This window comes from Hymenobacter saemangeumensis (assembly GCF_039541835.1).
GTDB classification, from domain to species: Bacteria; Bacteroidota; Bacteroidia; order Cytophagales; family Hymenobacteraceae; genus Hymenobacter; species Hymenobacter saemangeumensis.
The window spans coordinates 94,755-118,430 of the sequence record NZ_BAABGZ010000082.1 but is presented as its reverse complement, the minus strand read 5'-3'; the positions used below and the strand labels follow the sequence as shown (position 1 = coordinate 118,430).

Genomic DNA, 23,676 nt, shown 5'->3' with positions numbered 1-23,676 from the left:
TCTGGCTTCTGACGGTCTACTTCTAGTTTGGGGTCCGGGTGCGCAACCTTGGGGCACAATCAGCGAACTATATGAGTTATGTTCATCCGCATCCGGGCCGGCTTCGGCTTCGAAGAGGCCGTGAACAACCACTGTCGCTTGTGCGTTCTTGCTTTCTATGCAATCGGAAAACCCCAACACCGCCCCGGCCCCGAACTGGGACACTACTGCTACCCAGGCCTCTCCCCCACCCACTGCCCCTGACGAGTACTTCGACGAGGAGCCCGAAGGCCGCAGCCGTGCCTGGATAGGCTGGCTGCTGGCGGCCCTGGTAGTTGCCGGGCTGGTGTTTGTAAAAGTAAAGTACTTCCCCGGCCAGGCGGGCAAGGAGGGCGGCAAAGGCGGCGCGGCCAAAGGTGGCCCCGGTGGCGGTGCGGGCGCCAAGGGCGGGCGCGGCGGTGGAGGCGGCCCCACTGCCGTGCAGGTGTACGTGGTGCAGCCCACCAGCCTGACCGACGAAGTAGCCGCCACGGGCTCCATTCTGCCCGAGGAATCGGTGGTTATCAAAAGCGAGCTGTCGGGTAAAATCACCAGCCTCAACATCCGCGAGGGCCAGGCTGTGCGCAAGGGGCAGCTGCTGTTCAGCATCAATGCGGCTGAAGCTCAAGCCGCTATTCAGAAGCAGGAGTACAACATCAAGCTGTTTCGCGACCAGGAGCGGCGCCAGCGCACCCTGCTGGAAAAGGAATACATCAGCGCCCAGGAATACGAGCAGGCCAACAACCAGCTGCTCACGGCCCAGGCCGAGCTGCAGTCTCTCCGGGCTACGCTGGCCAAGGCCTACGTGCGCGCGCCCTTCGATGGCGTGCTGGGCCTGAGCACAGCCACCGTGGGCACTTACGTCAGCCCCGGGGCCGAAATCACCACCCTTTCGCGGGTGAAGCCGGTGAAGATTGACTTTGCCGTGCCCAGCCGCTTTGCGTCCAACGTGCGGGTGGGCGACGTGGTGAGCCTGGTAGACCAGGCCACCAACAAGCGCTTCAACGCCAAGGTCTACGCCATCGACCCGCAGATTGACCCGGTAAGCCGCACGCTGCCCGTGCGGGCCCGCTACGCCAACACGAAGAATGAGCTGCGCCCGGGGGCCTTCGTGAAAGTAAACCTCAAGCTGGGCGAAACGCCCTCGGCCATCCAGGTGCCCACCGAAGCGGTGATTCCCGAAGCCAGCGGCTACAGCGTGTACACCGTGAAAGGCGGCAAGATGGTGCCCCAGAAAGTAAAAATCGGCATTCGCTCCGACAAGGTCATTCAAATCACCGATGGCCTGGCCGTGGGCGACTCCGTGATTCAGACCGGCATTTTGCAGGTGAAGCCGGGAGACCCTGTGCGGGTAATTAGGTAAGAATGACCAACTCCCCTCCTTACCAAGGAGGGGATGCCAAGCCGTCTGGCTTGGCCGGGGTGGTTAGGACGTCAGAACGATACCTAACTGACCCCAACCGGCGCGAAAGCCATAACCACCCCCGTTTCAGCTTAAGCTGAAACATCCCCTCCTTGGTAAGGAGGGGAGTTTTTCGTTCTGTCAGACAAACAGCTATGAGTTTAGCTTCAACTAGTATCAACCGGCCGGTGCTCGCCGTTGTGATGAGCTTGGCCATCATCATCTTCGGCGTTATTGGGTTTCGCTACCTCAGCGTGCGCGAGTACCCCAGCGTCGACCCGCCCATTATTTCTGTGACGGCTTCTTACACCGGGGCCTCGGCCGACGTGATGCAGAGCCAGGTGACCGAGGTGCTGGAGTCGGCTCTGAACGGCATCGCCGGCATTAAAAACCTGACGTCGAACTCCCGTGACGGCCGCAGCCAGATTACCGTGGAGTTCGACCTCGACGCCAACCTGGAAACGGCAGCCAACGACGTGCGCGACAAAGTATCGGGCGTGCAGGGCCGCCTGCCGCGCGACATCGACCCGCCCATTGTGAGCAAGGCCAACGCCGACTCCCAGCCCATCGTCATCACCTACCTCAACTCCAGCAAGCGCAGCCTGCTGGAGCTCACCGACTACGCCAACAACGTGCTCAAGGAGCGCCTGCAAACCATCCCCGGCGTGTCCGAAATCCGGGTGTACGGCGAGCGCCGCTATTCCATGCGCCTGTGGCTCGACCCGGTAAAGCTCTCGGCCCTCAACATCACCCCGGTGGAAGTGCAGCAGGCCATCACGCGCGAAAACGTGGAGCTGCCCAGCGGCGCCGTGCAGGGCGAAAGCACCCAGCTTACGCTGCGCACCATGGGCCGCCTCTCGTCGGTAGCAGACTTCAACAACCTCATTATCCGCAGCGACGAAGCCTCGCTGGTGCGGCTGTCCGACGTAGGATATGCCGAGCTCTACCCCGAAAATGACCAGACCATCTTCCGGGTGAATGGCGTGCCGGGCGTGGCCCTGGCCGTGGTGCCCCAGCCCGGCTCCAACCAGATTGAGATTGCCGACGAGTTTAACCGCCGCCTGGAAACCTACGGCAAAGACCTGCCCGACGACCTGCAGCTGCGCCCCGGCATCGACAACTCCATCTTCATCCGCAACTCCATTAAGGAAGTGCAGCATACCATCGTGGAGGCTTTCGTGCTGGTGGTGGTCATCATCTTCCTGTTTTTACGCGACTGGCGCTCTACCCTCATTCCGGTCGTCGCCATCCCGGTGTCGCTGATTGGGATTTTCTTCGTGATGTACCTGCTGAACTTCTCCATCAACGTGCTCACGCTGCTGGCCATTGTGCTGGCCATCGGCCTGGTGGTGGACGACGCCATTGTGGTGCTGGAAAACATCTACTCCCGCATTGAGGACGGCGAAGAGCCCCGGGAAGCCGCCCTGAAAGGCTCGGAGGAGATTATTCTGGCCGTGGTGAGCACCACGGTGGTGCTGGCGGCAGTGTTTCTGCCCGTGGTGTTCCTTACCGGCATCACCGGGCGCCTGTTCCGCGAGTTCGGCATTGTGGTGGCGGGCTCCGTTATTATTTCTGCCTTCGTGTCGCTCACGCTCACGCCCATGATGTGCGCCAAGCTGCTCAAGCGCCAGCAAACCCACAACTGGTTTTACCGGAAAACCGAGCCCTTTTTCGTGAGCATGATTGCCGGCTACCGGCGCAGCCTCGAAACCTTTCTCGCCAACCGCTGGCTGGCCTGGGTGGCCGTGGCCATCACGGGCGTGGGCATCTGGGGCTTTATGAAGCTCATTCCCTCGGAGCTGGCCCCGGTAGAAGACCGCAGCCGCGTCAACATCAGCGCCACCGGGCCGGAGGGTGCCTCCTTTGAGTACATGGACGCCTACATGGCCCAGATTACCAAGATGGCCACCGACTCGGCCGGCGCGGCCAACCTCAACAGCGTGTTCACGGTGACCTCGCCCGGCTTTGGCGGCGGCACCAACTCGGGCATTGCCCGCGTCATTCTGATTGAGGCCGACAAGCGCCCCAAAACCCAGGACCAGGTAGCCAGCGCCCTGAGCGCGGGGGTGAAAAGCCTGACGGCGGCCCGCACTTCCGTGGCCCAGGACCAGAGCATCGGGGGCGGCGGGGGCGGCCTGCCCGTGCAGTTCGTTATCCAGACCCAGGATTTCAGCAAGCTGCGCGAAGCCGTGCCCAAGTTCCTGGAAGTGGCCCGGCAGGACCCCACCTTCCAGTTTGTGGACGTGAACCTGAAGTTCAACAAGCCCGAGCTACGCGTTATCATCGACCGGGAAAAGGCCCAGAGCCTGGGCGTATCGGTGCAGAATATCTCGCAAACCCTGCAGGCCGGCCTCAGCGGGCAGCGCTACGGCTACTACATCCAGGGCAGCAAGCAGTACCAGATTATCGGCCAGGTGGCCCGCGAAGACCGCAACCAGCCCCTGGATGTGCGCCTGCTCTCGGTGAAAAACAACCGGGGCGAGCTGGTGCAGCTCGACAACGTGATTCGCCTGGAAGAAAGCAGCACGCCGCCCCAGCTCTACCGCTTCAACCGCTACAACTCGGCTACGTTCTCGGCCTCGCTGGCGCCGGGCCAGTCCCTGGGCGACGGCATCGCGGCCATGCGCGCCATTGCCGAGAAAAACCTGGACGACACGTTCACGACCGAGCTGGCCGGCACCTCGCGCGACTTCGAGGAAAGCTCGTCTTCGCTGTTTTTCGCCTTCGGCCTGGCTCTGGTGCTGATTTACCTGGCCCTGGCCGCCCAGTTTGAGAGCTTCCGCGACCCGGTTATCATCATGGTGACGGTGCCGCTGGCGCTGTCGGGGGCCCTGCTCAGCCTGTGGTACTTCAACCAGACGCTCAACCTGTTTTCCCAGATTGGCATCATCATGCTGATTGGCCTGGTGACGAAAAACGGCATTCTCATCGTGGAGTTTGCCAACCAGCGGGTCGAGAAAGATGGCCTGGACTACATGACCGGCCTGATTGAAGGCGCCACGGCCCGCTTCCGCCCCATCCTGATGACCAGCCTTTCGGCCATCCTGGGCATTCTGCCCATTGCCATTGCCACCGGGGCCGGCGCCCTCAGCCGCCGGGCTATGGGCATTGGCGTGGTGGGCGGCCTGGTGTTCGCTACCGGCCTCACGCTCTATGTTATCCCGGTGATGTACTCGTATTTCGCTACGGCCCGCAAGCACAAAAATTCGGCTCAGCAGCCGGCCGTGGTGGCCTAGCAGGCTGCCCTATTTCTCTTTCTCATGCGTCGCTTCCTTTTCTTTATTCTCCTCTCCCCTGCCCTGGCGTATGCCCAGCGGCCGGTACTGGGCCAGCCCCAAGCCAAGCCGGCGGGCAAGCCCCAGACGGAGAAGCCGGCCTCGGTGGCCCCCGCCCCCGCCCTTACCCTGGCCGAAGCCATCCGCCTGGGCCTGGAAAACAACTTCGGGGTCCGGATTTCCCGCGAAGACGAGCGCGTGGCCGGCAACAACGTAACGCGCGGCAACGCCGGCCAGCTGCCGAGCGTGAACGGCAACTTCTCCCGCACCTTCAGCCAGAACAACGTGCGGCAGGAGTCTTCGGCCCGCCCCGAGCCCAGCATTGCCAACAACGCGCAGTCCAACTTCCTGAACGCCAACGTAGCGGCTACCTGGACCATCTTCGACGGTATGGGCATGTTTATCGCCTACGACCGGCTGAAAACCCTGGAGCAAAGCCAGCGCCAGCTTACCCGCGCCACGGTGGAAGAAACCGTGGCCGACATCAGCGAAGCCTACTACGCCGTGGTGCGGGAGTTTGGCAAAATCAAGTCCATTGAGGAGGCCCTGAAAATCGGCCAGGCGCGCATCGACCTCACCCAGGCCCGGGTGAATGTGGGGGTAGCCGCCAAAGTAGAAGTGCTGACGGCCCGCGTCGACTACAACGCCGACCGCTCCCTGCTGATTCAGCAGCAGGAAGCCCTGGCCCGGGCCAAAATCAACCTCAATACCTTAATGGGCCGCACGCCCCGCCAGGACTTCCAGCCCAGCGACTCCATCGTGGTGGCTACCACCCTGCAGCGGGAGGCCATCACCCAGGGCATCGCCCAGGCCAATCCGCGCCTGCAGCAGGCCCGGCTGGGCACCGACATTGCCACCTTCGACCGCCGCCTGGTGCGGGCCTCCCGCTTCCCGCAGGTAGGCCTCACAACCGGCTATGGCCTGACCCGCAACGTGAACGGCGCGGCCTTTTTCGGCTCCCAGCTCGTTACCAACACCGGCCGCACCTACGGCCTCAACTACGGCGTGGTGGCCAGCATTCCCATCTTCGACGGCTTCAACCGCAACCGCCTGGAGCAGAACGCGCGCATTGCCGAAGAGCAAAGCCAGCTGCGCCTGGGCCAGACCCAGCTGCAGCTCGAGGCCGAGGCCGAGCAGGCCTACGCCCAGTACCGCAACCGCCTGCAGCTGCTCGAGCTGGAGGAAACCAACATCCTGCTCGCCCGCGAGAACGTGGCCATTGCCCTGGAGCGCTACCGCCTGGGCCTGCTCACCCCCCTGGCCCTGCGCGAAGCCCAGCGCAGCCAGCTCAACGCCGAAGTGCGGCTGCTCGACATCCGCTTCCAGGCCAAGCAAGCGGAAATTATCCTGCGCCGGGTAAGCGGGGGCCTGGTGCAGCAGGGCAGCTAGCTTTTGGTGCTTAGTGCTTGGTACGCATCCGATATCTGTCGCGGTAAGCAGAGCGCGACTATCCTTGCTCCGGCACAGGTGTGCTTTCAGGTATAAGTGGACACATAAAAAAAGCCCCAATGCCGGTTCAGGCGCTGGGGCTTTTCACATTATCTGGCTGGTCGCTAAGTGAGGAAGCCCGGCCACGAGCTGCGGCCTGGGTATGATAGATGTTGTACTCCTACTAAGCACTAAGTACCAAGCACCAACCATCTACTCCTTTATAAACCGCTTGGTCTCGCTGCCGGAGCGGGTAATGATTTTATAGTAATAGGTGCCCGTGGGCAGGTCACTGATGTTCAGGCTTTGGGTATGGCTGCCCTTTTCCTGGTTGACTTCCTGTAGCACGGTGCGAAGCTTGCTGCCCTGCGCATCGAGCAGGTCAATGGTTACCGGACCGGTTTTTTTCACGCTATACTCCAGCTGGCTGTTGGCCACGGCGGGGTTGGGGTATAGGGTGCTGCTGCTTGTCTCCGGGCTTTGTTTCATTGGCGGCGCCGGGTTCATCAGCAGGAATTTTACGGGGCCGAAGGAATGTCCCGGGCCACCATGAGGGCCGTGCCCATGGCCCCGCCGGCCTTCCCGACCTTCCGCTCGCACATCGTTGCTTTGCGGCCCCGGCGCGGCATGTTTGGCCCCAATAGCATCCATGTCGGCTTTCCACTGCGCCTGTTGAGGAGCTACCTCGTCGGCCAGCTGTCTGATGTTGGACTCGTACTTTTTGGCCAGCTCCCGCACTTTGCTCATAACCGCCTCGCGCTCGGAGTGCAGCTGCTGGCGCTGCTGCCGCTGCGCCTCGGTAGGTACCGGCCGGGCTCCATCACTGCCTTCCTGCGGGCGCAGGCTTTCGTGCAGGGCCTTGCCACGGGCGTGCAGCTTCTTCAGCTGGGTGCGGTAGTCTGCCAGCTGGGCTTTGTCGTCGGCGGCCAGCTGGCCTTCCAGCTTCTGGCGCTGCTGGCGCACTACTGGCAGCACGTTTTGCTGGTGATAAGCCCGGATTTCGGGATTGAAGGGACCGTGCCCGGGGCGGGCAACAGCGGTGGCGGCAGCCAGCAAACCCAGGAGTGCCAGGGCTAGTGGTTTCGATGAGATAAACTTCATAAGGGTACCGGAAATAGGTGTGAGCTACGTTATGCATCCATAGAGGGCCCCGGCATCTCAGGGTTTAAAGAACATCCGTCCATTTATCGAGTTGCGGCATAAAAAAAGCCCCGGCACCTGCGTGCCGGGGCTTTTTAAGCACTTTGCTCAGCGAGCTTACTTCACCACCACGCGGCGTACCACTTTGGTACCTTCCACGTTGAGGTGCAGGTTGTAAACACCAGCGGCGAGGGTGTGCACGTCGAAGGTGGTTTCCGTGCCGGTCAGGGTGCGGGTCAGCACGGTCTGGCCGAGGGCGTTGGTGAGGGTAGCAACCCCGCCTTTGGCAGCCAGCGGCAGGGCCAGCTGGAAGCTGCCCGAAGCCGGGTTGGGGTACACCTGCACCTGGGCAGCCAGGGCCTGGGCAGCGGTAGCCAGCGGAGCGGCAGCCGGCTGGAACTCCAGCGAGAAGCGGCCGGTAGCCGAGGTAGTAGCCAGCGAGAAGGCATAGCTGCTGCCAGCCGTCAGCACCATACGAGCACCGGTGAGGGCGTCGTGCAGGGTTACCACCGTGCCAGCGGCCAGGTTGGCCAGCTGAGCGGCTTCCAGCACGTAGCTGCCAGCTGCGGGCGCATTCACCGTCAGGGGAACAATAACCGTGCTGCTCAGCACCGGCAGGCCGTTAATGGCCAGGGCGTTGGTGCCATTGCTGCTGGCCAGGTTCAGGCCGTGGGTGTTGGGCAACTTCTCGGCATCGAAGCGCGCGTCGAAGCCGGCCGTGGCGCCCTGCTCGAAGTACACGTAAGCTTCATCGCTCAGCGTGTTGGCGTCATCGCGCAGGTTGAGCTGCACCAGGGGCTTGATGCTGCGCTGGAACACGTCCTGGCTGTTCGAAGCCGAGGTAGTCGTGTTAGCAAAGCTCATGGGGAACACGGCGCCGTTGGTGGTAGCCTGTACGAAGAAGCCTTGCGCAACCGATACGATGGGGTTGCCGCCCACGCCATTCACATAGGCGCGGTAGTTGCCGTTGTACTGGCTGGTCGAGCGGAACACGTAAATGGCGCTGTTGATGCCGGCCGGTACCGTTATGGTGCTCATGTTGAGCGGGGCCGCGTAAGGGTTGCCCAGCAGGTGCCAGCCCGACTCCGTAGCCGAGTTGAGGCTGTTGCGGGTGAGGGTCTTGTTCACGTTGCCAAACTCGAGGGTACCAACGAAGTCCACCAGCTGGGAAGCTGCGATGTTTACGCTGTAGCCGCGGCCCTGCTCCATGGTGCCAGTGGGCACAAACCAGCCTTTGTCGAAGCCCATGTAGGTAGTAGAGGGGCTGGTTATAACACGGGACTCGTCGTAGCCAAACACGTTGGGGAAGGGCGTAACGAGGTTGGGTGTCGTGCTCGAGTTGTAGGCCGTGTTCAGCACGGGCGTGAAGCCGGCCGTGGTCAGGTCAGCAAACGTAGTGCTTTGCACCGGCGCGCTGTAGTGGCGGTAGCCGGCGCCGGCGTTCAGGCTGGGGTCGATGTAGCGCTGCACGGTGGCCGAGCCGCTGATGCTGCCGCTGGTACGGCCCACGGAAGCGGTGCCGCTGGCCGAAGACATCAGCGTCAGCTGGTTGGCAGTGTTCAGGGTACCGCTCACCAGGAACAGGTTATCCATAATGCTCAGCGGCGAGCTGAGGGTGAGGGAGACGGTGCTGTTGCTAAACAGGGTACGTACCTGGCTGGGCAGGCCGCTGCCGGTTACCTGGGCAGCCGTACCAACGTAGCGATAGATGGCGGTGTTGCTGAAGCTGCGGGTGCCGCTCATGCGGATGGCGCCCGTTGCACCGCTGGCCGTGATACCTGCCGGGTCGCAGATGGTGAGCGTAGCACCAGCCGCCAGGGTAAAGGCGCCCGTACCGGTAATGGTGTTGGTGCAGTCCGTGGTCAGTGTGCCGCCGCTCTGCACCAGGAAGGTGCCGTTTACCACTACGTTGCCGCTCAGAGTAGCAACGCCGGTGCCGGTCACGGTGATGTTATTGTAGGTGCCAGCCGGAATGGCCTGGGTGGTGCTCACGGTCAGGTTGGTAGCGCCAGTGAAGTCCGTAATCTGGATATCGTCGATGTTGATGCGGGGGTTTGAAGCAGCGACGGTGTTGGTGTTGCTAATCCGCAAGCGAATGTTGCCGGGCACGTTCAGCGTGTAGCTGTACTGAGTAAGGGTACCCGTGAGCGTCCCAGCCGCCGGCGTACCGGGCACGTCGGTAAACGTCATGCCGTTGTCCGTGCTGTAGCTTAGCGTGAAGCTCGAGGGCGTCATTGAGGTAGCGTCGGTGCCGTAAGCGGCGGCATAAAGGGACACTACACCAGCCCCGTTGGTTTTTTCAGTTAACATTTCGAGGGTGCCGCCGCCGCGCAGACGCACACTCTGGGCATTGTTCTTTTTGTCGCTGGCGTCGGTGCTGGTAAGCAAGCCCTGGAAAATCTGCCAGTTGCCCGTAGTAAGCGCCAAGGTTACACCGGGAGCGGTAGTTACGTAGCTTGACTGCGTAGCGGCCTCAAAAGGCTCGAAGAAGCCGGCGGGCGGCATGGTGGCCGTCAGGTTAACCGTGCCTGAGGTGCCGGCAGATGTGGTTACGCTCACCGGGAAGGTGCCGGCGCTGGGGGCCGTAATGCGCACTGTAGCCGAAGTAGAGGAAGTTGAGCTGGGCGTCAGCGTGCCCCCGTTGAAGTTAACCGTAGCGCCGCTCATGTTGGTGCCAGTCAGGGTAACCACGGAAGAGATGCCCACCAGAATGTTCGTGGGCGAAGCCGAAGTCAGCGTGGGGGCCGGGTTGGTGGCCGTGCCCGTCAGCAGAATGGTGTAGGTGGATTCGTCCTGGTCGTCGCTGGTAATGGTGATAGTACCCGTTTTGCTACCCGAAGAGGTTGGGTTGAAGGTCACCGTGAAGGTGGTGCTGCTGTTCGGCGCCACCGTGTACGGTGCCACGGCAGTGCCACCCATGGTGAAGCCGGCCCCGGTGCTGCCGGTTACGCCTTGGGCACTTACCGACAGCACGTCGGTGGTGCTGGTGTTTTGCACCGTGAAAGTAGCCGTAACCGGCGTGCCTACCAGGGTAGAGCCAAAGGCATAGGTGCTGCCCGTCAGGTAGTCAGTAGCGCTTACCTGCACATTAATTTCCGGGTTGGGGAGGCTGGCCTGGCCCATAGCCGACAGGTTGATGACGTAGCTGCCTTCGTCGGCGTCGTTGTTGGTAATCGTCAGCACGGCCGTACGGGTACCGGCGGCCGTGGGCGCGAAGGTTACGTTAAAGGTTGCGCTGCTATTGGGTGCTACCGGGCTGGCGGGGGTGAGGGCCGACAGCGAATAGTCGCCGGCATTGGCACCGCTCAGGGCGATATTCGATACGGTGAGGGCCGTGCCGCCCAGGTTTTGAACGGTGAAGGTCCGCACGTTGCTGCTGCCAACAACGGTATTCGAGAAACCGCTGTAGGTGCTGCCGGTGAGGAAGTTGGTGCCGCTCTGCTGTACGTTGATTTCCTGAGGAGTGGGAGCACCGCCGCAGGGAGCCAGCGTCGTGGCCATGGAACGGGGAGCTACCGTCGTCCCAACCACAAAGTCAGCTGCGTTGTCATCAGTGTCCGTGCAGCCTGCATTGAGGCGAAGGGCCGAAGTGGAACCCGATGTATTTGCAGTCGGACCCGTGCCCTCGAAGCGAACGGAAGTAGTGCCGTAGCCAACAAAGTCCACAATGCCAGCGGCATTGGCAGCAGCCGTAACGGACAAAGCCGTAGAGTTATTCACCAGCGCTACCCGGCCGGCCGCAGCCGCCAGGTTTGTCGTGGTTGAACCACTGAAGTCGGGAGTAGGCAGCGGAGCCCCACCCGTGCTGGCAGTACCCAGCCCTACCAGATAGTACTGGCCAGGCTGCAGGATGGTGCCCATCGGAATTACCGTCGCCGCGTTGTAGCTACCTGTAGTACCCGCTGCGGAAGCATACTGAATACTGTAGCCGCTGATGTCAACCGGGGAGGCTGACCGGTTAAACAGTTCCACAAAGTCCCGTTGGTAGGAGTTCGTGACGGTAGTGCCGCCGCCGCCGCCATATACCTGGCTGAATACAACTGGTCCGCCCTGTGCTTGTGCCATTACGGGCAAGAGCAAGGCCATAAACATCAACAGCTTTGCCCATCGCATAGGCTGTTGCACTGTAGAAGGTTTGGTCATAAAAAGGGAAAAATGGGGGTGAAATGAAAAAGCTGAAAAGTGCGACAAAGCTACGCCCGTTTAGGCAGCCAACCACGTACGGAACTTTTGCAAAATTGTTACCCCCTTTTTTCTGACCTGCAGGCCGAACGCCCCTGTGCTCATTCACTTAACTGATGGAGTACCGGCAGCCGCGCTGGCGCGGGCCGCGCTACATCAGTTACTGAAGCGCCGCAGCTGCTCTAATGCGTTTTTCGTCTCCAGAAGTTTTTTATCCTCTTTCTCAGATTCCGATACCGGAGCTTTGGGAGCACTGCCGTAAAACTCCAGAATGTTCTGGCGCAGCGCTGGCGTAATCCCCGCAAACTTCTTCCCGGCCAGCTTGCGCAGCCACTCGCCATAGGTTTCATCAGCCAGTGCATACTCGCCCGATTTGGTGGGGTGGCCGGTATCAAAATCGGTGTTGGGCAGAGCAGGCAGGGCAGCGGCTGAGTCGGCGGGTATTGCCTGCACCTGGCTACAGTATTCCGCCATCACGGTTTTAAAGCTGCTTCGGAACATCTTCTGGGCCTCGGGCGTGGGCAGCTTAAAGGCAAAAGGCTTTAAGGGGCCGATTTTAGGCAATACCCGAATGAAGTAGGAAAAAATACGGGCGCCGAAGCCTGGCCGGTAGTACGTGTCGCCGTACTTCTTCCGGTAGGCCCGGCGGTCGTGCTGGTAGAGGTACTCGCGCTTGCGGGCCCGGGGGTTGGTTTTGCGAATTTCCTTTCGTTTGTAATGCCAGGCGGCGCGGGCGGCCGCCGGAATAAACTGCCGTACCGAAAACCGGAACGAGGCGATGGCAACGTCCACATTAACCAGCACCTGCCCCAGCTCCAGGCCGTACGTTTGCAGGAAGGCCCGCTCCAACAGCTCTTTCTTCACCTCAAAGCCAATGGCTTTCTGATACTGCGGGTTGCGGTACTTGCCACTGGCCAGCTGCACTACATCGAAAGCAAACTCCATCTGGGTATGCTGAATCGGGGCATTATGGTAGGTGATGACATCGCCAAACTTCTGCTGCAGCTCGGGATACACGCTGGCCAGGGCTTTATTAGTGCCCTCAGAATGACCTTTTATATCAGCTACATAATGCGCCAGGGCGCCCAGGGCAAAGGCATAGTCGTTCCGGTCGCGGGCCTGGGCCAGCAGGTTACGAACAAAGTCCCCCGAGCGCACATAATGGGTGAGGTTGGTAAACAGCTCGTTGCCAAGAGGGTAGTAGCCCATGTCCTGGATAATGGCGCCACCGTAGGCGAAGGCCTTGGCTTCATCGAGCTGTTCGGGGCTGGCTCCGGGGTAGCGGGCCTGCAGCACCGGCACCAGGCAACGCTCCCAGGTAGAGTCGATGTTGGCCTGGTGGGTAAGCACGGAGTAGCCCGCCGCAGGCGCCGAAATCAGCAGCAGAAACAGGATGAGCAGACGGCACATAGAAGGATAACAGTTGAGGCTGCAACGGCAAACGAAGCCCTACCGTTGCCAGCCCGGTTTGTGCCCCTGGCCGGTGGCTGATACCTCGTAAGATTTATCAACGAAAAAGCCCCGTTTCCGGCCTGGAAACGGGGCTTTTAGCAGAGGAGGAGGGATTCGAACCCCCGGAGGTTTAACCCTCAACGGTTTTCAAGACCGCCGCAATCGACCACTCTGCCACTCCTCTGGGTCAATTCCGTTGTGCGCTGGTATACGGGCTTCACAAAAAAAGGCTTTTCCCAGCGCAGAAAAAGCCTTTTTGCAGAGAGGGGGGGATTCGAACCCCCGATACCGTTGCCGGTATAACGGATTTCGAATCCGTCGCATTCGACCACTCTGCCACCTCTCTGTCAGGTTCCCCGAGTGGTTTCGGGAGTGCAAAAGTAAGAGCCATTTTTTATTGAGCAAGGGCCCGCGCACAAATTTCTGTCAGAAAAAGGCCTTGTGCCCTTCCCTCCTACTTGCCACCCAGCTTGAGCCGGCTGGTGCGCTTTTTTAAGCGGCCGGTAATGGCATCCATGCTCACGTTCACCTCAAAGCCGATGATGAGCGTCATGCACACAAACTCCAGCCAGACCATAAACCCTACCAGCGCGCCAATGGAGCCATAAAAGGTGTTGTAGGAGTCGAAGATGCGCACGTAAAGCGTGAACAGGAACGACACCAGGAAGATAAGCAGCGTGGCCACTACCGCCCCTACCGATACCAGCGGCCACTTGTCTTCGACCGGCGGCACGAAGTAGTATATCACGCAGGTGGTCGACAGGAAGAGCCCAATCAGGGAGCCGTAGCGCACCACGGAAATGACGAGGTCCGTAAACCGCTCGGGCACAATCTCATAAAACACCAGCCCGTCCATGATGTAGGTTCCGAAGAAGATGCCCGCGATGGCCAGCAACAATATCAGGGAAAGCACAAAAGTCAGCGCCGTGGCAATAAGCCGCTTGCGGATATAGCTCCGGTGCTTAAACCAGGGATACTTCTTCTCAAAGGCGTCGAGCAGGGCCATAATGCCGTTGGAGCTCAGCACGAGCGCCGTGCCAAAGCCGAACGACAGCAGGCCGCCGTGCGGTATGTTAACAATGTCTTCGATGGTAGATGCCGTGGCCGCATACAGCTCCCGCGGCATAAAATCCGACAAAAAGACCAGGATGTCCGCGTTCAGGTTTGGTACCGGAATGTAGGGAATCAGCGTGAACAGGAAAATAATGGTGGGAAACAGGGCCACCGTAAGGTTAAAGGCCATGTAGGCGGCCCGCTTCTCCAGGCTGTCGAGGCGCAGCTCGTGCAATACCCGGTCCAGCACGTCGTACAGCGAAGCATGCCCACCGGGCAGGCGCAGACGCTTCAACCCCACAATCAGCCGCCGGTAGTGCCGCTGCCGGCGCACATCGGGTATTCGCGAACGGCGGGTGGGGGGGTGCATTTTTTAGTTGTCAGTTGTCAGTTATCAGTTGTCAGTTATCAGTTGTCACAGCAACGTAGCCTGTTATAATTCATAATTCACTACTCATTTCCCAAAGGCGGCTGGAGCGGGCGCATCGGGTGGCACATGGCCCGGGGCTGATAGAACCGGGCTGCCGGCTTCATCCTCGCCAAAATACGGAGCCAGCCGGTCTACGATGCTTTTGGGCATGGGCACGGGCCGGCCGGTGCTGGTATTCACAAATACCATTAGCGTATGGCCTTCGGTGAGCAGCTCGCCGGCTTCGTTGAAAATCTCATACTCAAACAGCACCCGCGAGCCTTCGGGCGGCTGCTTCAGCAGCAGGCGCACCGTCAGCAGGTCGTCGTAGCGGGCCGGACGCCGGAAGCGCGTGCGTATCTCCCCCACCGGCATGCCCACGCCCTCGGCCTCCATGTCCTTGTAGCGGATGCCCAGCTGCCGGAACGCTTCGGTGCGGGCTACTTCGAAATAAGCCGCGTAGTTGCCATGATAGACGTAGCCCATCTGGTCGGTTTCGGCGTAGCGGACGCGGATCTGGATGTCGGCGTGGTACATTTTAGTTGTCAGTTGATGGTTGTCAGTTGTCAGTTTGCTCTGACGTCAGTCTCATCAGAACAAACTGACAACTGACAACCAACAACTGACAACTGCTAGCTATTTAATCCCCGCCTGCGTCAGGGCAGCCTGGTAGCGGCGGGCGTTGAGCAGATGGCCGGCTTCGTTCACGGCAAAGGCGTGGTAGCCGCTGAAGTCTTCCTTGGCGCAGAAGTAGAGGTAGTCGTGCTTTTCCGGGTTCAGCACGGCGTCGATGCTGCTGATGCTGGGCAGGTTGATGGGGCCGGGCGGCAGGCCCGCGTACTTATAGGTGTTGTAGGGCGAGTCTTTGGCCAGGTGCACGTTCAGCACGCGCTTGATGCCGAAGTCGCCGTTGGCATACACCACCGTGGGGTCGGCCTGCAGCTTCATGCCCCGCTTGAGGCGGTTGAGATATACGCCTGCAATGCGGGGCCGCTCGTCGGCGTGCTGCTGCTGCTCGGCTTCCACGATGCTGGCCAGGGTACTCACCTGGGCCCGGCTGAGCTTAAGCTTTTCGCGCTTGGCATCGCGGGCGGGTGTCCAGAACTTCTCGTACTCCTTCTTCATCCGCTCCATCAGGTTTTTGGCGGAAGTGTTCCAGTACAGCTCGTAGGTGTTGGGGATGAACATGGTCAGCACCGTGGTGGTGTCGAAGCCCAGGCTGCGCGTGTAGCCGGGGCTGCTCAGCAGGGAGTCGATTTGCTCCGGGCGGGCATCAATCTGCCCCGAGAGCTTGCTGGCCAGCTCCCGCCGCAGCCGCACGTTGGTGAAGGTGAGCTTGAGCGGCGACTGAATGCCGGCCTTCAGCACGTTGATGAGCTGGCGGTTGGTGAAGCCATTCTTGAGCTCGTAGCGGCCAGGCTTGACGTGCTCAGGGTACTTCATCAGCTTGGCCACGAAGTGCAGGGAAAGCTTGTCGACCACCGCGCCGGTGCCTTCGATGGTTTTCAGCGCCGCCTTCCAGTCGTCGCCCCTCCGGATGATGACATAGGTCGGCTTGCCCTTGGTTTCAATATTGGAAGTAAAGAAAACCTGGTAGAAATAGTAGGAAAAACAGACCAGGGCCAGCCCCAGCACGGCCGTGATGGTGGCATTGCGGTTGCGGGTGCGCTGGGCAGCGGCCTTGGATTCGGCACGCGACTTTTTGGCAGGTGAAGACATACGGTGGGAATAGCTAGCGAATGCGCGGGGCCAAAAGTACGAAGCCGCCGTACCGCAAAGGGCATTTTGGTTGACTTCCGGGTGCATAACCGCTATTTCAGCCCTTCTGCTGCCTCCAAGCTGCCCCAGCCAGCTGTTTTACATCCTCTCTGCTGTTGCCCTTAGCCAAAAAGATTGTCGTAACATTTCAGCGGGCTTAGTACCTTGCCCGCCCCTTTAACTACCAGGGGCTGGCAACTTCTGCCCCGTCCCGCTCGTCAGTAGTTCATTCTCAAATACTAACCTCTCATTAAACCATATGCCTGCGTCCATCCTTCGCATTCACCCCGACAATCCACCAGCAAGCCGCATTCAGCAAGCCGTCGAAGTACTGCGCAAGGGCGGGCTCATTATCTATCCCACCGATACCGTCTACGGCATCGGCTGCGATATTCATAATCAGAAGGCCGTCGAGAAGCTTTGCCGCATCAAAGGCCTGCATCCCGAGAAAGCCAACCTCAGCTTTATCTGCCACGACCTGTCGCACATCAGCGACTACGCCCACGGCATCACCACGCCTACCTACAAAGTGCTGAAGAAAGCCCTGCCCGGGCCCTTCACCTTCATCTTTGAAGCCAGCCCCAAAGCCCCCCGCTATGGCGGCGTGAAGCGCAAAACGGTAGGCATCCGGGTGCCCGACAACCAGATTGTGCTGCAGATTGTCAAGGAGTTTGGCAACCCCATCGTGAGTACTTCCGTGCGCGAAGACGAAGATACCCTCGAAGAATACGTAACCGACCCCGACCTCATCCACGAGAAGTACCGCCTGCTGGTCGACATGGTGATTGATGGCGGCTTCGGCGGCAACACCCCCAGCACCATCATCGACTGCACCAACGACGACTTCGAGCTCATCCGCCAGGGCGCCGGCGACATCGAGCAGTACCTGTAAATAGGAGGATTTTTAGTATGCTAATGTGCTGATGGAGGCTGCCAAGGTCTTCATCAGCACATTTTTTTCATCGGCACATCAGCACATCAACCCCGCTTGTGCTTCCAGCGGCGATGCGTCCACAGGTACTGCTCGGGCCAGGCCCGGATGTCACGCTCCAGATGGCGCACAAAGGCTTCGGTAATGGGAAACCCATCCGCCGGCAGCGGCGTGCTGCCATCGTATAGCTCGGTAAGTACTATTTCGTAGTAGCCCCGGCGCAAGCGCCGGATACTAACGTACACCACCGGTGCCTGGAAGCGGGCCGCCAGCCGGTCGGCGCTGGTGTAGAAGCCCGCTTCCTGGTGCATAAACGTGGTCCAGTAGGGTCGGTCCTCCGGGCCGGCGGCCTGGTCGGAAAGCAGACTCACCACCCGCGGCTCCCCTTTGCGCTGCACCATGTCGCGCAGGGTGTCGCGCATGGGAATCAGGCCGGCGCCGGTGCGGGTGCGCAGCTCGGCCATAAAGCTCTCAAAGAAGGGGTTGTTGAGCGGCTTATACACGCCATCGACTTCGTCCGACAGCCAGACGGCCCCGGAAGTCAATACCCATTCCCAGTTGCCGGCGTGCGACGACAAGCCAATGGCCATGCGCCCGGCCTGCAAGTACCGCTCCAGCACCTCGGGGTTGGGAAAATGCACCCGGTGCTTCAGCTCCTCGTCCGTCATCACGGCCAGCTTCAGGGTTTCCACCAGCACCTGGGAGAAATGCTGGTAAAATGCCTTGCCGATTTGCCGGATTTCCGCTTCGCTCTTCTCGGGAAAGGAATTGCGCAGGTTTTCCAGAATTACCCGCCAGCGGTAGCGTACCACGTAGGCAAAGAGCAGGTACAGTCCATCGGCCAGAAAGTAAAGTACCGCCCAGGGCAGGTAAGCCAGGCCCATCAGCAGCCAGCGCAGCGGGGCGTAGTACCAGGGATAGGGCTTGGGCGTAGCATCGCGCTGTCGCGGGCTACCGGAAATGGTGCGCTTTCTCATCGACCCACGGCAGCCCCGCCCGGGGCATAGTCTACCTGGTTGCGCGTGCCGCTCACCCGGTGGCCGCCCAACAGCTTTTTATTGCCCGGCCCGCCATATACTTCCACCAGCAGGGTAAAGGGCCCATCGGGCAGGGGCCCCAGGGGCAGCTGGCCCACAATGGTGGTAGGGCGGCCCGCTTTGGGCGTCAGGCTGGCGTCGGCATCGGCGGCGGTGCCGTCGGCTGCTTCCAGGTGGTAGTGCACGCGCAGGGGCTTATCGGTGGGCGCCTGGTGCAGCTCGGTATAGAAAAAGATGTTCTCCGTGCCGCGGCCATAGAAGCCCGTCGGCGTTCGGGTGAGGCGGTAGCCGCCGCGGCTGAAGTTGTCCTCACCCGCGCTGTTGGCTGCCGGCCGGGCCAGCAGCACAATATCGGCCAGGAAGAGGCCGGCCCCGGGCGTTTCCAGCACCAGCGGCTGCTCCACCGTGGTTTCTCCGTTGGCGCTGCGGTACTGGTCGCGCACGGTGCCGCGCAGGGTGTAGCGCCCATCCGGCAACAGAATGCGCTTGAGAAAGCTCTGCGGGTTTTTAATGGCCATGGTGGTGTCGTTCAGCACCGGGGGCTTCAGGGTCACCACTTCGCGGTAGGCCGGCTTACCATCGGCATTCAGCACCTCCAGCGTGACCACCGCAGCCGACTGAAACGACTTGGGTGCCCGCTGCCGGTAAGTAAGCGACTGCGTGGGCACGGTAACGTAAATCTCCACCTCCGCGCCTTTCTGCACCTTGTCGAGGTTGCGAAAGCGGGCCACATCCAGAAACAGCTGGGGCGGCCCGGCCTGGGCGGCCAGAGAAAGCAGCAGGGCGAATAAAGGAAACAAGTATCGCATAAGGCAAAAGTAACAAGCCAGAATTAGGGATAGTCCGGCGTTCTTCGCAACATTCGCACCAGCATTAACCTTCCATTTTCCCTGTGATACTACTGTCGGAGCTGCACTACCACCCGCCCGCCGCCTTTTTTGCCGAGCTGCTCCAGGCCGACGGGCTGCTGCTGGAAGCCCAGGAGCACTACCGCAAGCAAACCTACCGCAACCGCTGCCTGATTCGAACGGCCCAGGGCGTGCAGGCCCTCACCGTGCCCGTAGTAGACGGCAACCGCTCGGAAAAAGTAAAAAGCTCGGCCATTGAGATTGACTACCGCCAGAACTGGATACACCGGCACTGGCGTACGCTGCAAACTGCTTACGGCAGCAGCCCGTACTTCGAGTATTACGCTGACTACCTGCACGACATTTACGTAAAAAAACCGGCCTTACTTTTCGACCTTAACCTGCAATTTTTACGTTTGCTGCTACGGTGCTTTCGGCTTAATCTGCCCATTGAGCTGAGCACGGAATACCACACCGACTACTCCACCAACTCACCCTTAAAGCAACCTTCCTTTACTTTCCCAAGTCTTGCCACTGCTGGCCAGCTCTGCGACCGGCGCGACTGGTTGACACCCAAAGCCAGCAGCCAGGAGCCCAAACCTGACAGTCCGGCAGCCCTTTCCCGGGTACGGCCTTATCCGCAGGTGTTTGGCCCAGCTTTTGAGCCCGGCTTAAGTGTGCTGGACTTGCTATTTTCTCAGGGCCCCGCTGCCAGCCAGTTTCTACAGTAAGTGAATTGGTGAAAACCAGGCTTGAGTAGCTGCTCTGGAGGCGGACGCACTCAGCAAGGTGCTCTTCATGCATTCGCGGCTCGCCCCGAACCTTCGCCCGAACCAGCTTGTTTTCAAGCTACCCCGGCCCAACCTGCATTCGGCAACACCACCGACGCGGGGCTATCAATTTTTCTAACTACGTTTATCCGCATGGAAGCTAAATTCTCAAACCGCGTCAAGGAGGTCATTTCCCTGAGCCGGGAGGAGGCCATCCGGCTTGGCCACGACTATATCGGTACCGAACACCTCTTGCTGGGCATGATTCGCGAAGGCGAGGGAACCGCACTCGGCTTATTGCGTAAGCTAGGTGTAGCCATCGACGAGCTTAAGTTTTCGCTTGAGCAGGCCACCCGCAACACCGCCACCCAGGGCACCAACATCACCGGCTCCATTCCGCTGACCAAGCAAACGGAGAAGGTCTTGAAAATCACCTATTTGGAGGCTAAAATCTTCAAATCCGAAATCATCGGCACCGAACACCTTCTCCTCTCCATCCTTCGGGACGAGGATAACATTTCTTCACAAATTTTGAGCAAATTCAACGTGAACTACGAAACCGTGCGCGACTCGCTGGATTACCATGGCAATGCCTCGCCCAGCCCCAAAGCCGGCCCCGACACCGACGACGACGACAACGACAAGCTCTTTGGCTCGTCGAGCGGCCGTGGCCAGGGTCAAAGCGGTGCCAGCGGCAGCAAGAAACCCGGCGAGAAGTCGCGCACCCCGGTGCTCGACAACTTCGGCCGCGACCTGACCAAGCTGGCCGAGGAAGACAAGCTCGACCCCATCGTGGGCCGCGAGAAAGAGATTGAGCGCGTGGCTCAGATTCTGAGCCGCCGCAAGAAAAACAACCCCATTCTCATCGGTGAGCCCGGCGTAGGTAAAACGGCTATTGCCGAAGGCCTGGCCCTGCGCATCATCCAGAAAAAGGTAAGCCGCGTGCTGTTCAACAAGCGCGTAGTAACCCTGGACCTGGCTTCGCTGGTGGCCGGCACCAAGTACCGTGGCCAGTTTGAGGAGCGCATGAAAGCCGTGATGAACGAGCTGGAGAAGTCGCCCGACGTGATTCTGTTCATCGACGAGCTGCACACCATCGTGGGCGCCGGCGGTGCTTCGGGCTCGCTCGACGCCTCCAACATGTTCAAGCCGGCCCTGGCCCGCGGCGAGATTCAATGCATCGGCGCCACTACCCTGGACGAGTACCGCCAGTACATTGAGAAAGACGGCGCCCTGGCCCGTCGCTTCCAGATGGTGATGGTGGACCCCACCTCGCCGGAGGAGACCATCGAAATCCTGCACAACATCAAGGACAAGTACCAGGACCACCACCACGTGGTGTACACCGACAAGGCCATTGAGCAGTGCGTGCTGCTGTCGGACCGCTACATGAGCGACCGTTTCCTGCCGGACAAAGCCATCGATATCCTGGACGAAGCCGGTGCCCGCGTGCACATCAACAACATCGTGGTGCCCGAGGACATTCTCACGCTGGAAGAAAGCATCGAGAACATCAAGGGCGAGAAGAACCGCGTGGTGAAGTCGCAGAAGTACGAGGAAGCCGCCAAGCTCCGCGACACCGAGAAAAAGCTGCTTGAGCAACTCGAAACGGCCAAAAAGAGCTGGGAAGAGGAAACCAAGAAGAAGCGCTACACGGTGAAAGAGGAAAACGTGGCCGAGGTAATCGCCATGATGACCGGCATTCCCGTGAGCCGCGTGGCCCAGAACGAAAGCCAGAAGCTGCTCAACATGGGCGAAGAGCTGCAAGGCAAGGTAATTGGCCAGGACAAAGCCATCAAGCAACTGGTGAAAGCCATTCAGCGCACTCGCGTGGGCTTGAAAGACCCCAAGAAGCCCATTGGCTCCTTCGTATTCCTGGGCCCGACGGGTGTAGGTAAGACGGAGCTGGCCAAGGTGCTGGCTACCTACCTCTTCGACAAGGAAGATGCGCTGGTGCGCGTGGATATGTCGGAGTACATGGAGAAATTCAGCGTATCGCGCCTGGTGGGCGCGCCTCCCGGCTACGTGGGCTACGAAGAAGGCGGCCAGCTGACGGAGAAAATCCGCCGCAAGCCCTACTCGGTGATTCTGCTCGACGAGATTGAGAAGGCTCACCCCGACGTATACAACCTGCTGCTGCAGGTGCTCGACGACGGCATCCTGACCGACGGCCTGGGCCGCAAGGTGGACTTCCGCAACACTATCATCATCATGACCTCCAACATCGGGGCGCGTGACTTGGCCGACTTCGGCGCCGGCATCGGCTTTGGCACCAAGGCCCGCCAGGAAAACATGGACGAGCTGACCAAGGGCACCATCACCAATGCCCTGCGGAAAACCTTCTCGCCGGAATTCCTGAACCGCCTGGATGACGTTATCGTCTTCAACTCCCTGGAGAAAGCCGACATCCACCGCATCATCGACATCAGCCTCAGCAAGCTGCTGAGCCGGGTGCAGGCCCTGGGCTACAAGGTGGAGCTCACCGAGAAAGCCAAGGACTTCGTGGCCGAGAAAGGCTACGACCCCAAGTACGGTGCCCGTCCGCTGAACCGCGCCATTCAGAAATACATCGAAGACCCGATTGCCGAAGAAATCCTGAAAGCCCAGGTAGCCAACGGCGACATCATCTCGGTGGACTTCGAAGACGGCAAGGAAGAGCTGACCTTCTCCGTGAGCAAGAGCGGCGAGAAAACCAACCTCGCCAGCGATGAGCGCCCGGCTGAAAAGCCCGAAGCGCCCGATGCTGACAAAGAGAAAAAATAAGCTGCGGCTTGAATTGAAAAGGCCGGCCTCGCGATGCGGGGCCGGCCTTTTTTTAGCTCTCAGGCTTGTGGCTTAATCCTCGCGGCCGTGCATGTGCGCGGGGGGCGTGGTGGCCTCTACGGCCGTAAAGGCTTCCAGAATCTTGTAGGTGTGGGAAGCACCTTTGGGTACCACCCAGGAATTACCGCGCTCGAGCAGCACGGTCTGGCCTTCCATCAGCAGTTCGGCTTTGCCCTTGAGCACGTAGCCCACGGTTTCATACTCGCGCCGGGTGGGTTCCTTGGCTTCGCCCGGCTCTTCATTTTCCCACATGCGCATGGCCAGGTTTTTACCCGAAGCCAGGTACTTCTCCCCATCGGGGCCGGTGGGGGAATGGCGTGAATCAACTTTAATAACGGTGGTATCCGACATGGTGTGCTGGTTTATTGTGAAAGAAAAGACAGGTGGCTAACGGCGGGGCTACTGCCGCGGTTGCTTAAGCTGTATGTATTCATCACGCTCAGAATGAATATGCGAGCAATGACTCTGGCTTAGATGAACAAAGCCGGTTTGCCAGCTGAAATACTCATCTTCAAACCAGAAGACGCTAATGTCGGTACCCGTACAAATTGAAAGGCTACCTCTTCGAGCGAGCCTCGTCTTTTCATTTCTTCTTTATCTACATTTAATCCATATAAAATTATGATACGATTAAATCTTGGGTTATTACTCCTTTCGATGATTTGGGTAGATGCAAAGTCCCAAACGGCACTTCCTATCAAATATAACCTTATTCCAATTGATTTTGAGCGCGACTCAATCTGTTCGGTTATTGAGCCAACGGAAACGAGACATTTAAACAAGGAACATGCTTCTCTGACAGTAAAAACAAAATCACAGGTGGAGATTTACCAGCGCAACGTTGGCAAAGCGTATAACCTATGGACTAAGGATAAGACTAACCCATACGCCGACCAGCTCATTATTCAAGATGCTATTGGCAGAGTTTACTGGCTTGATAACAAGAATCATAATCTGCGTATGTATCAAGGCGGCCGGTTAATATGGGAGCAAAGCACAAAAATCAGTTTCAGACAAACTGGCGTACATCACTTACAGCTACGTGGTGAATTAATTTTCATTTCTGCAGCACCATGTACGTCCGGGTTCAACAGAGCAAATGGCAAGGAGGAATGGCAGGGTTGCGACTAAACAAAAAACCATCAAAAGA

General features: G+C 59.7%; 16 protein-coding genes and 2 tRNA genes. 7 read left to right on the top strand and 11 right to left on the bottom strand.

Annotated features, from left to right (window positions below):
* Positions 1–157: 157 nt before the first annotated feature.
* The 3 genes from ABD919_RS23250 (at position 158) to ABD919_RS23240 (ending at position 6,084) form a co-directional block, all read left to right on the top strand.
* Complete coding sequence (locus tag ABD919_RS23250; RefSeq protein WP_345238491.1) at positions 158–1,381, top strand: efflux RND transporter periplasmic adaptor subunit; 1,224 nt, start codon at positions 158–160, stop codon at positions 1,379–1,381.
* Positions 1,382–1,575: 194 nt separating this feature from the next.
* Positions 1,576–4,656: an efflux RND transporter permease subunit gene (locus ABD919_RS23245; RefSeq protein ID WP_345238490.1), complete on the top strand. Its 3,081-nt coding sequence runs from the start codon at positions 1,576–1,578 to the stop codon at positions 4,654–4,656.
* Positions 4,657–4,680: 24 nt separating this feature from the next.
* Positions 4,681–6,084, top strand: a complete 1,404-nt coding sequence (locus ABD919_RS23240; protein ID WP_345238489.1) for a TolC family protein — start codon at positions 4,681–4,683, stop codon at positions 6,082–6,084.
* A gap of 252 nt (positions 6,085–6,336) precedes the next feature.
* On the opposite strand, the gene ABD919_RS23235 is transcribed toward ABD919_RS23240, so the two are convergent.
* From ABD919_RS23235 to mltG, 8 genes are all read right to left on the bottom strand, one after another.
* Complete coding sequence (locus ABD919_RS23235; protein WP_345238488.1) at positions 6,337–7,224, bottom strand: T9SS type A sorting domain-containing protein; 888 nt, start codon at positions 7,222–7,224, stop codon at positions 6,337–6,339.
* Between the two features lie 156 nt (positions 7,225–7,380).
* On the bottom strand, positions 7,381–11,328 hold the full coding sequence (locus tag ABD919_RS23230; RefSeq protein WP_345238487.1) for a choice-of-anchor D domain-containing protein: 3,948 nt from the start codon (positions 11,326–11,328) through the stop codon (positions 7,381–7,383).
* A 273-nt stretch (positions 11,329–11,601) separates the two neighbouring features.
* On the bottom strand, positions 11,602–12,855 hold the full coding sequence (locus ABD919_RS23225; protein WP_345238486.1) for a zinc dependent phospholipase C family protein: 1,254 nt from the start codon (positions 12,853–12,855) through the stop codon (positions 11,602–11,604).
* Between the two features lie 141 nt (positions 12,856–12,996).
* Positions 12,997–13,081: transfer RNA gene (locus ABD919_RS23220), tRNA-Ser, on the bottom strand.
* A gap of 75 nt (positions 13,082–13,156) precedes the next feature.
* A tRNA-Ser gene (locus ABD919_RS23215) sits at positions 13,157–13,243 on the bottom strand.
* Positions 13,244–13,351: 108 nt separating this feature from the next.
* On the bottom strand, positions 13,352–14,320 hold the full coding sequence (locus tag ABD919_RS23210; protein WP_345238485.1) for a YihY/virulence factor BrkB family protein: 969 nt from the start codon (positions 14,318–14,320) through the stop codon (positions 13,352–13,354).
* 84 nt (positions 14,321–14,404) lie between these two features.
* Positions 14,405–14,896 carry an acyl-CoA thioesterase gene (locus ABD919_RS23205; protein WP_345238484.1) on the bottom strand — a complete coding sequence of 164 codons (492 nt, stop codon included), beginning with the start codon at positions 14,894–14,896 and terminating at the stop codon, positions 14,405–14,407.
* 99 nt (positions 14,897–14,995) lie between these two features.
* Positions 14,996–16,078 carry an endolytic transglycosylase MltG gene (gene mltG, locus ABD919_RS23200; RefSeq protein ID WP_345238483.1) on the bottom strand — a complete coding sequence of 361 codons (1,083 nt, stop codon included), beginning with the start codon at positions 16,076–16,078 and terminating at the stop codon, positions 14,996–14,998.
* A gap of 298 nt (positions 16,079–16,376) precedes the next feature.
* On the opposite strand from mltG, the gene ABD919_RS23195 reads away from it, so the two are divergent.
* On the top strand, positions 16,377–17,009 hold the full coding sequence (locus ABD919_RS23195; RefSeq protein ID WP_345238482.1) for an L-threonylcarbamoyladenylate synthase: 633 nt from the start codon (positions 16,377–16,379) through the stop codon (positions 17,007–17,009).
* Positions 17,010–17,095: 86 nt separating this feature from the next.
* Here the strand turns inward: ABD919_RS23195 and ABD919_RS23190 are convergent, their stop codons facing one another.
* Complete coding sequence (locus tag ABD919_RS23190) at positions 17,096–18,025, bottom strand: lysophospholipid acyltransferase family protein (protein ID WP_345238481.1); 930 nt, start codon at positions 18,023–18,025, stop codon at positions 17,096–17,098.
* Positions 18,022–18,894 (bottom strand): hypothetical protein, encoded by an 873-nt coding sequence (locus tag ABD919_RS23185; protein ID WP_345238480.1) that lies wholly within the window; start codon positions 18,892–18,894, stop codon positions 18,022–18,024. The genes ABD919_RS23190 and ABD919_RS23185 overlap by 4 nt, the downstream gene beginning before the upstream one ends.
* 83 nt (positions 18,895–18,977) lie before the next feature.
* Between ABD919_RS23185 and ABD919_RS23180 the strand changes: the two genes are divergently transcribed.
* Positions 18,978–19,664 carry a WbqC family protein gene (locus ABD919_RS23180; protein WP_345238479.1) on the top strand — a complete coding sequence of 229 codons (687 nt, stop codon included), beginning with the start codon at positions 18,978–18,980 and terminating at the stop codon, positions 19,662–19,664.
* A gap of 192 nt (positions 19,665–19,856) precedes the next feature.
* The gene (locus ABD919_RS23175) at positions 19,857–22,466 is read left to right on the top strand and encodes an ATP-dependent Clp protease ATP-binding subunit (protein WP_345238478.1); all 2,610 of its coding nucleotides are present in this window, start codon (positions 19,857–19,859) and stop codon (positions 22,464–22,466) included.
* A 72-nt stretch (positions 22,467–22,538) separates the two neighbouring features.
* Here ABD919_RS23175 and ABD919_RS23170 read toward each other — a convergent pair whose 3' ends face one another.
* Positions 22,539–22,877 (bottom strand): cupin domain-containing protein, encoded by a 339-nt coding sequence (locus tag ABD919_RS23170; RefSeq protein WP_345238477.1) that lies wholly within the window; start codon positions 22,875–22,877, stop codon positions 22,539–22,541.
* A gap of 270 nt (positions 22,878–23,147) precedes the next feature.
* Between ABD919_RS23170 and ABD919_RS23165 the strand changes: the two genes are divergently transcribed.
* Positions 23,148–23,657, top strand: coding sequence for a hypothetical protein (locus ABD919_RS23165; RefSeq protein ID WP_345238476.1), 510 nt, complete (start codon positions 23,148–23,150; stop codon positions 23,655–23,657).
* Positions 23,658–23,676: the final 19 nt, after the last annotated feature.

What these genes read in the sequence shown, in the direction of transcription:
- ABD919_RS23230 (WP_345238487.1), bottom strand. Translation starts at nt 11,328, where the DNA reads ATGGCACAAGCACAGGGCGGACCAGTTGTATTCAGCCAGGTATATGGC.
- ABD919_RS23170 (WP_345238477.1), bottom strand. Translation starts at nt 22,877, where the DNA reads ATGTCGGATACCACCGTTATTAAAGTTGATTCACGCCATTCCCCCACC.
- ABD919_RS23250 (WP_345238491.1), top strand. Translation starts at nt 158, where the DNA reads ATGCAATCGGAAAACCCCAACACCGCCCCGGCCCCGAACTGGGACACT.
- ABD919_RS23205 (WP_345238484.1), bottom strand. Translation starts at nt 14,896, where the DNA reads ATGTACCACGCCGACATCCAGATCCGCGTCCGCTACGCCGAAACCGAC.
- ABD919_RS23185 (WP_345238480.1), bottom strand. Translation starts at nt 18,894, where the DNA reads ATGCGATACTTGTTTCCTTTATTCGCCCTGCTGCTTTCTCTGGCCGCC.
- mltG (WP_345238483.1), bottom strand. Translation starts at nt 16,078, where the DNA reads ATGTCTTCACCTGCCAAAAAGTCGCGTGCCGAATCCAAGGCCGCTGCC.
- ABD919_RS23165 (WP_345238476.1), top strand. Translation starts at nt 23,148, where the DNA reads ATGATACGATTAAATCTTGGGTTATTACTCCTTTCGATGATTTGGGTA.
- ABD919_RS23190 (WP_345238481.1), bottom strand. Translation starts at nt 18,025, where the DNA reads ATGAGAAAGCGCACCATTTCCGGTAGCCCGCGACAGCGCGATGCTACG.
- ABD919_RS23210 (WP_345238485.1), bottom strand. Translation starts at nt 14,320, where the DNA reads ATGCACCCCCCCACCCGCCGTTCGCGAATACCCGATGTGCGCCGGCAG.
- ABD919_RS23235 (WP_345238488.1), bottom strand. Translation starts at nt 7,224, where the DNA reads ATGAAGTTTATCTCATCGAAACCACTAGCCCTGGCACTCCTGGGTTTG.
- ABD919_RS23225 (WP_345238486.1), bottom strand. Translation starts at nt 12,855, where the DNA reads ATGTGCCGTCTGCTCATCCTGTTTCTGCTGCTGATTTCGGCGCCTGCG.
- ABD919_RS23245 (WP_345238490.1), top strand. Translation starts at nt 1,576, where the DNA reads ATGAGTTTAGCTTCAACTAGTATCAACCGGCCGGTGCTCGCCGTTGTG.
- ABD919_RS23195 (WP_345238482.1), top strand. Translation starts at nt 16,377, where the DNA reads ATGCCTGCGTCCATCCTTCGCATTCACCCCGACAATCCACCAGCAAGC.
- ABD919_RS23175 (WP_345238478.1), top strand. Translation starts at nt 19,857, where the DNA reads ATGGAAGCTAAATTCTCAAACCGCGTCAAGGAGGTCATTTCCCTGAGC.
- ABD919_RS23240 (WP_345238489.1), top strand. Translation starts at nt 4,681, where the DNA reads ATGCGTCGCTTCCTTTTCTTTATTCTCCTCTCCCCTGCCCTGGCGTAT.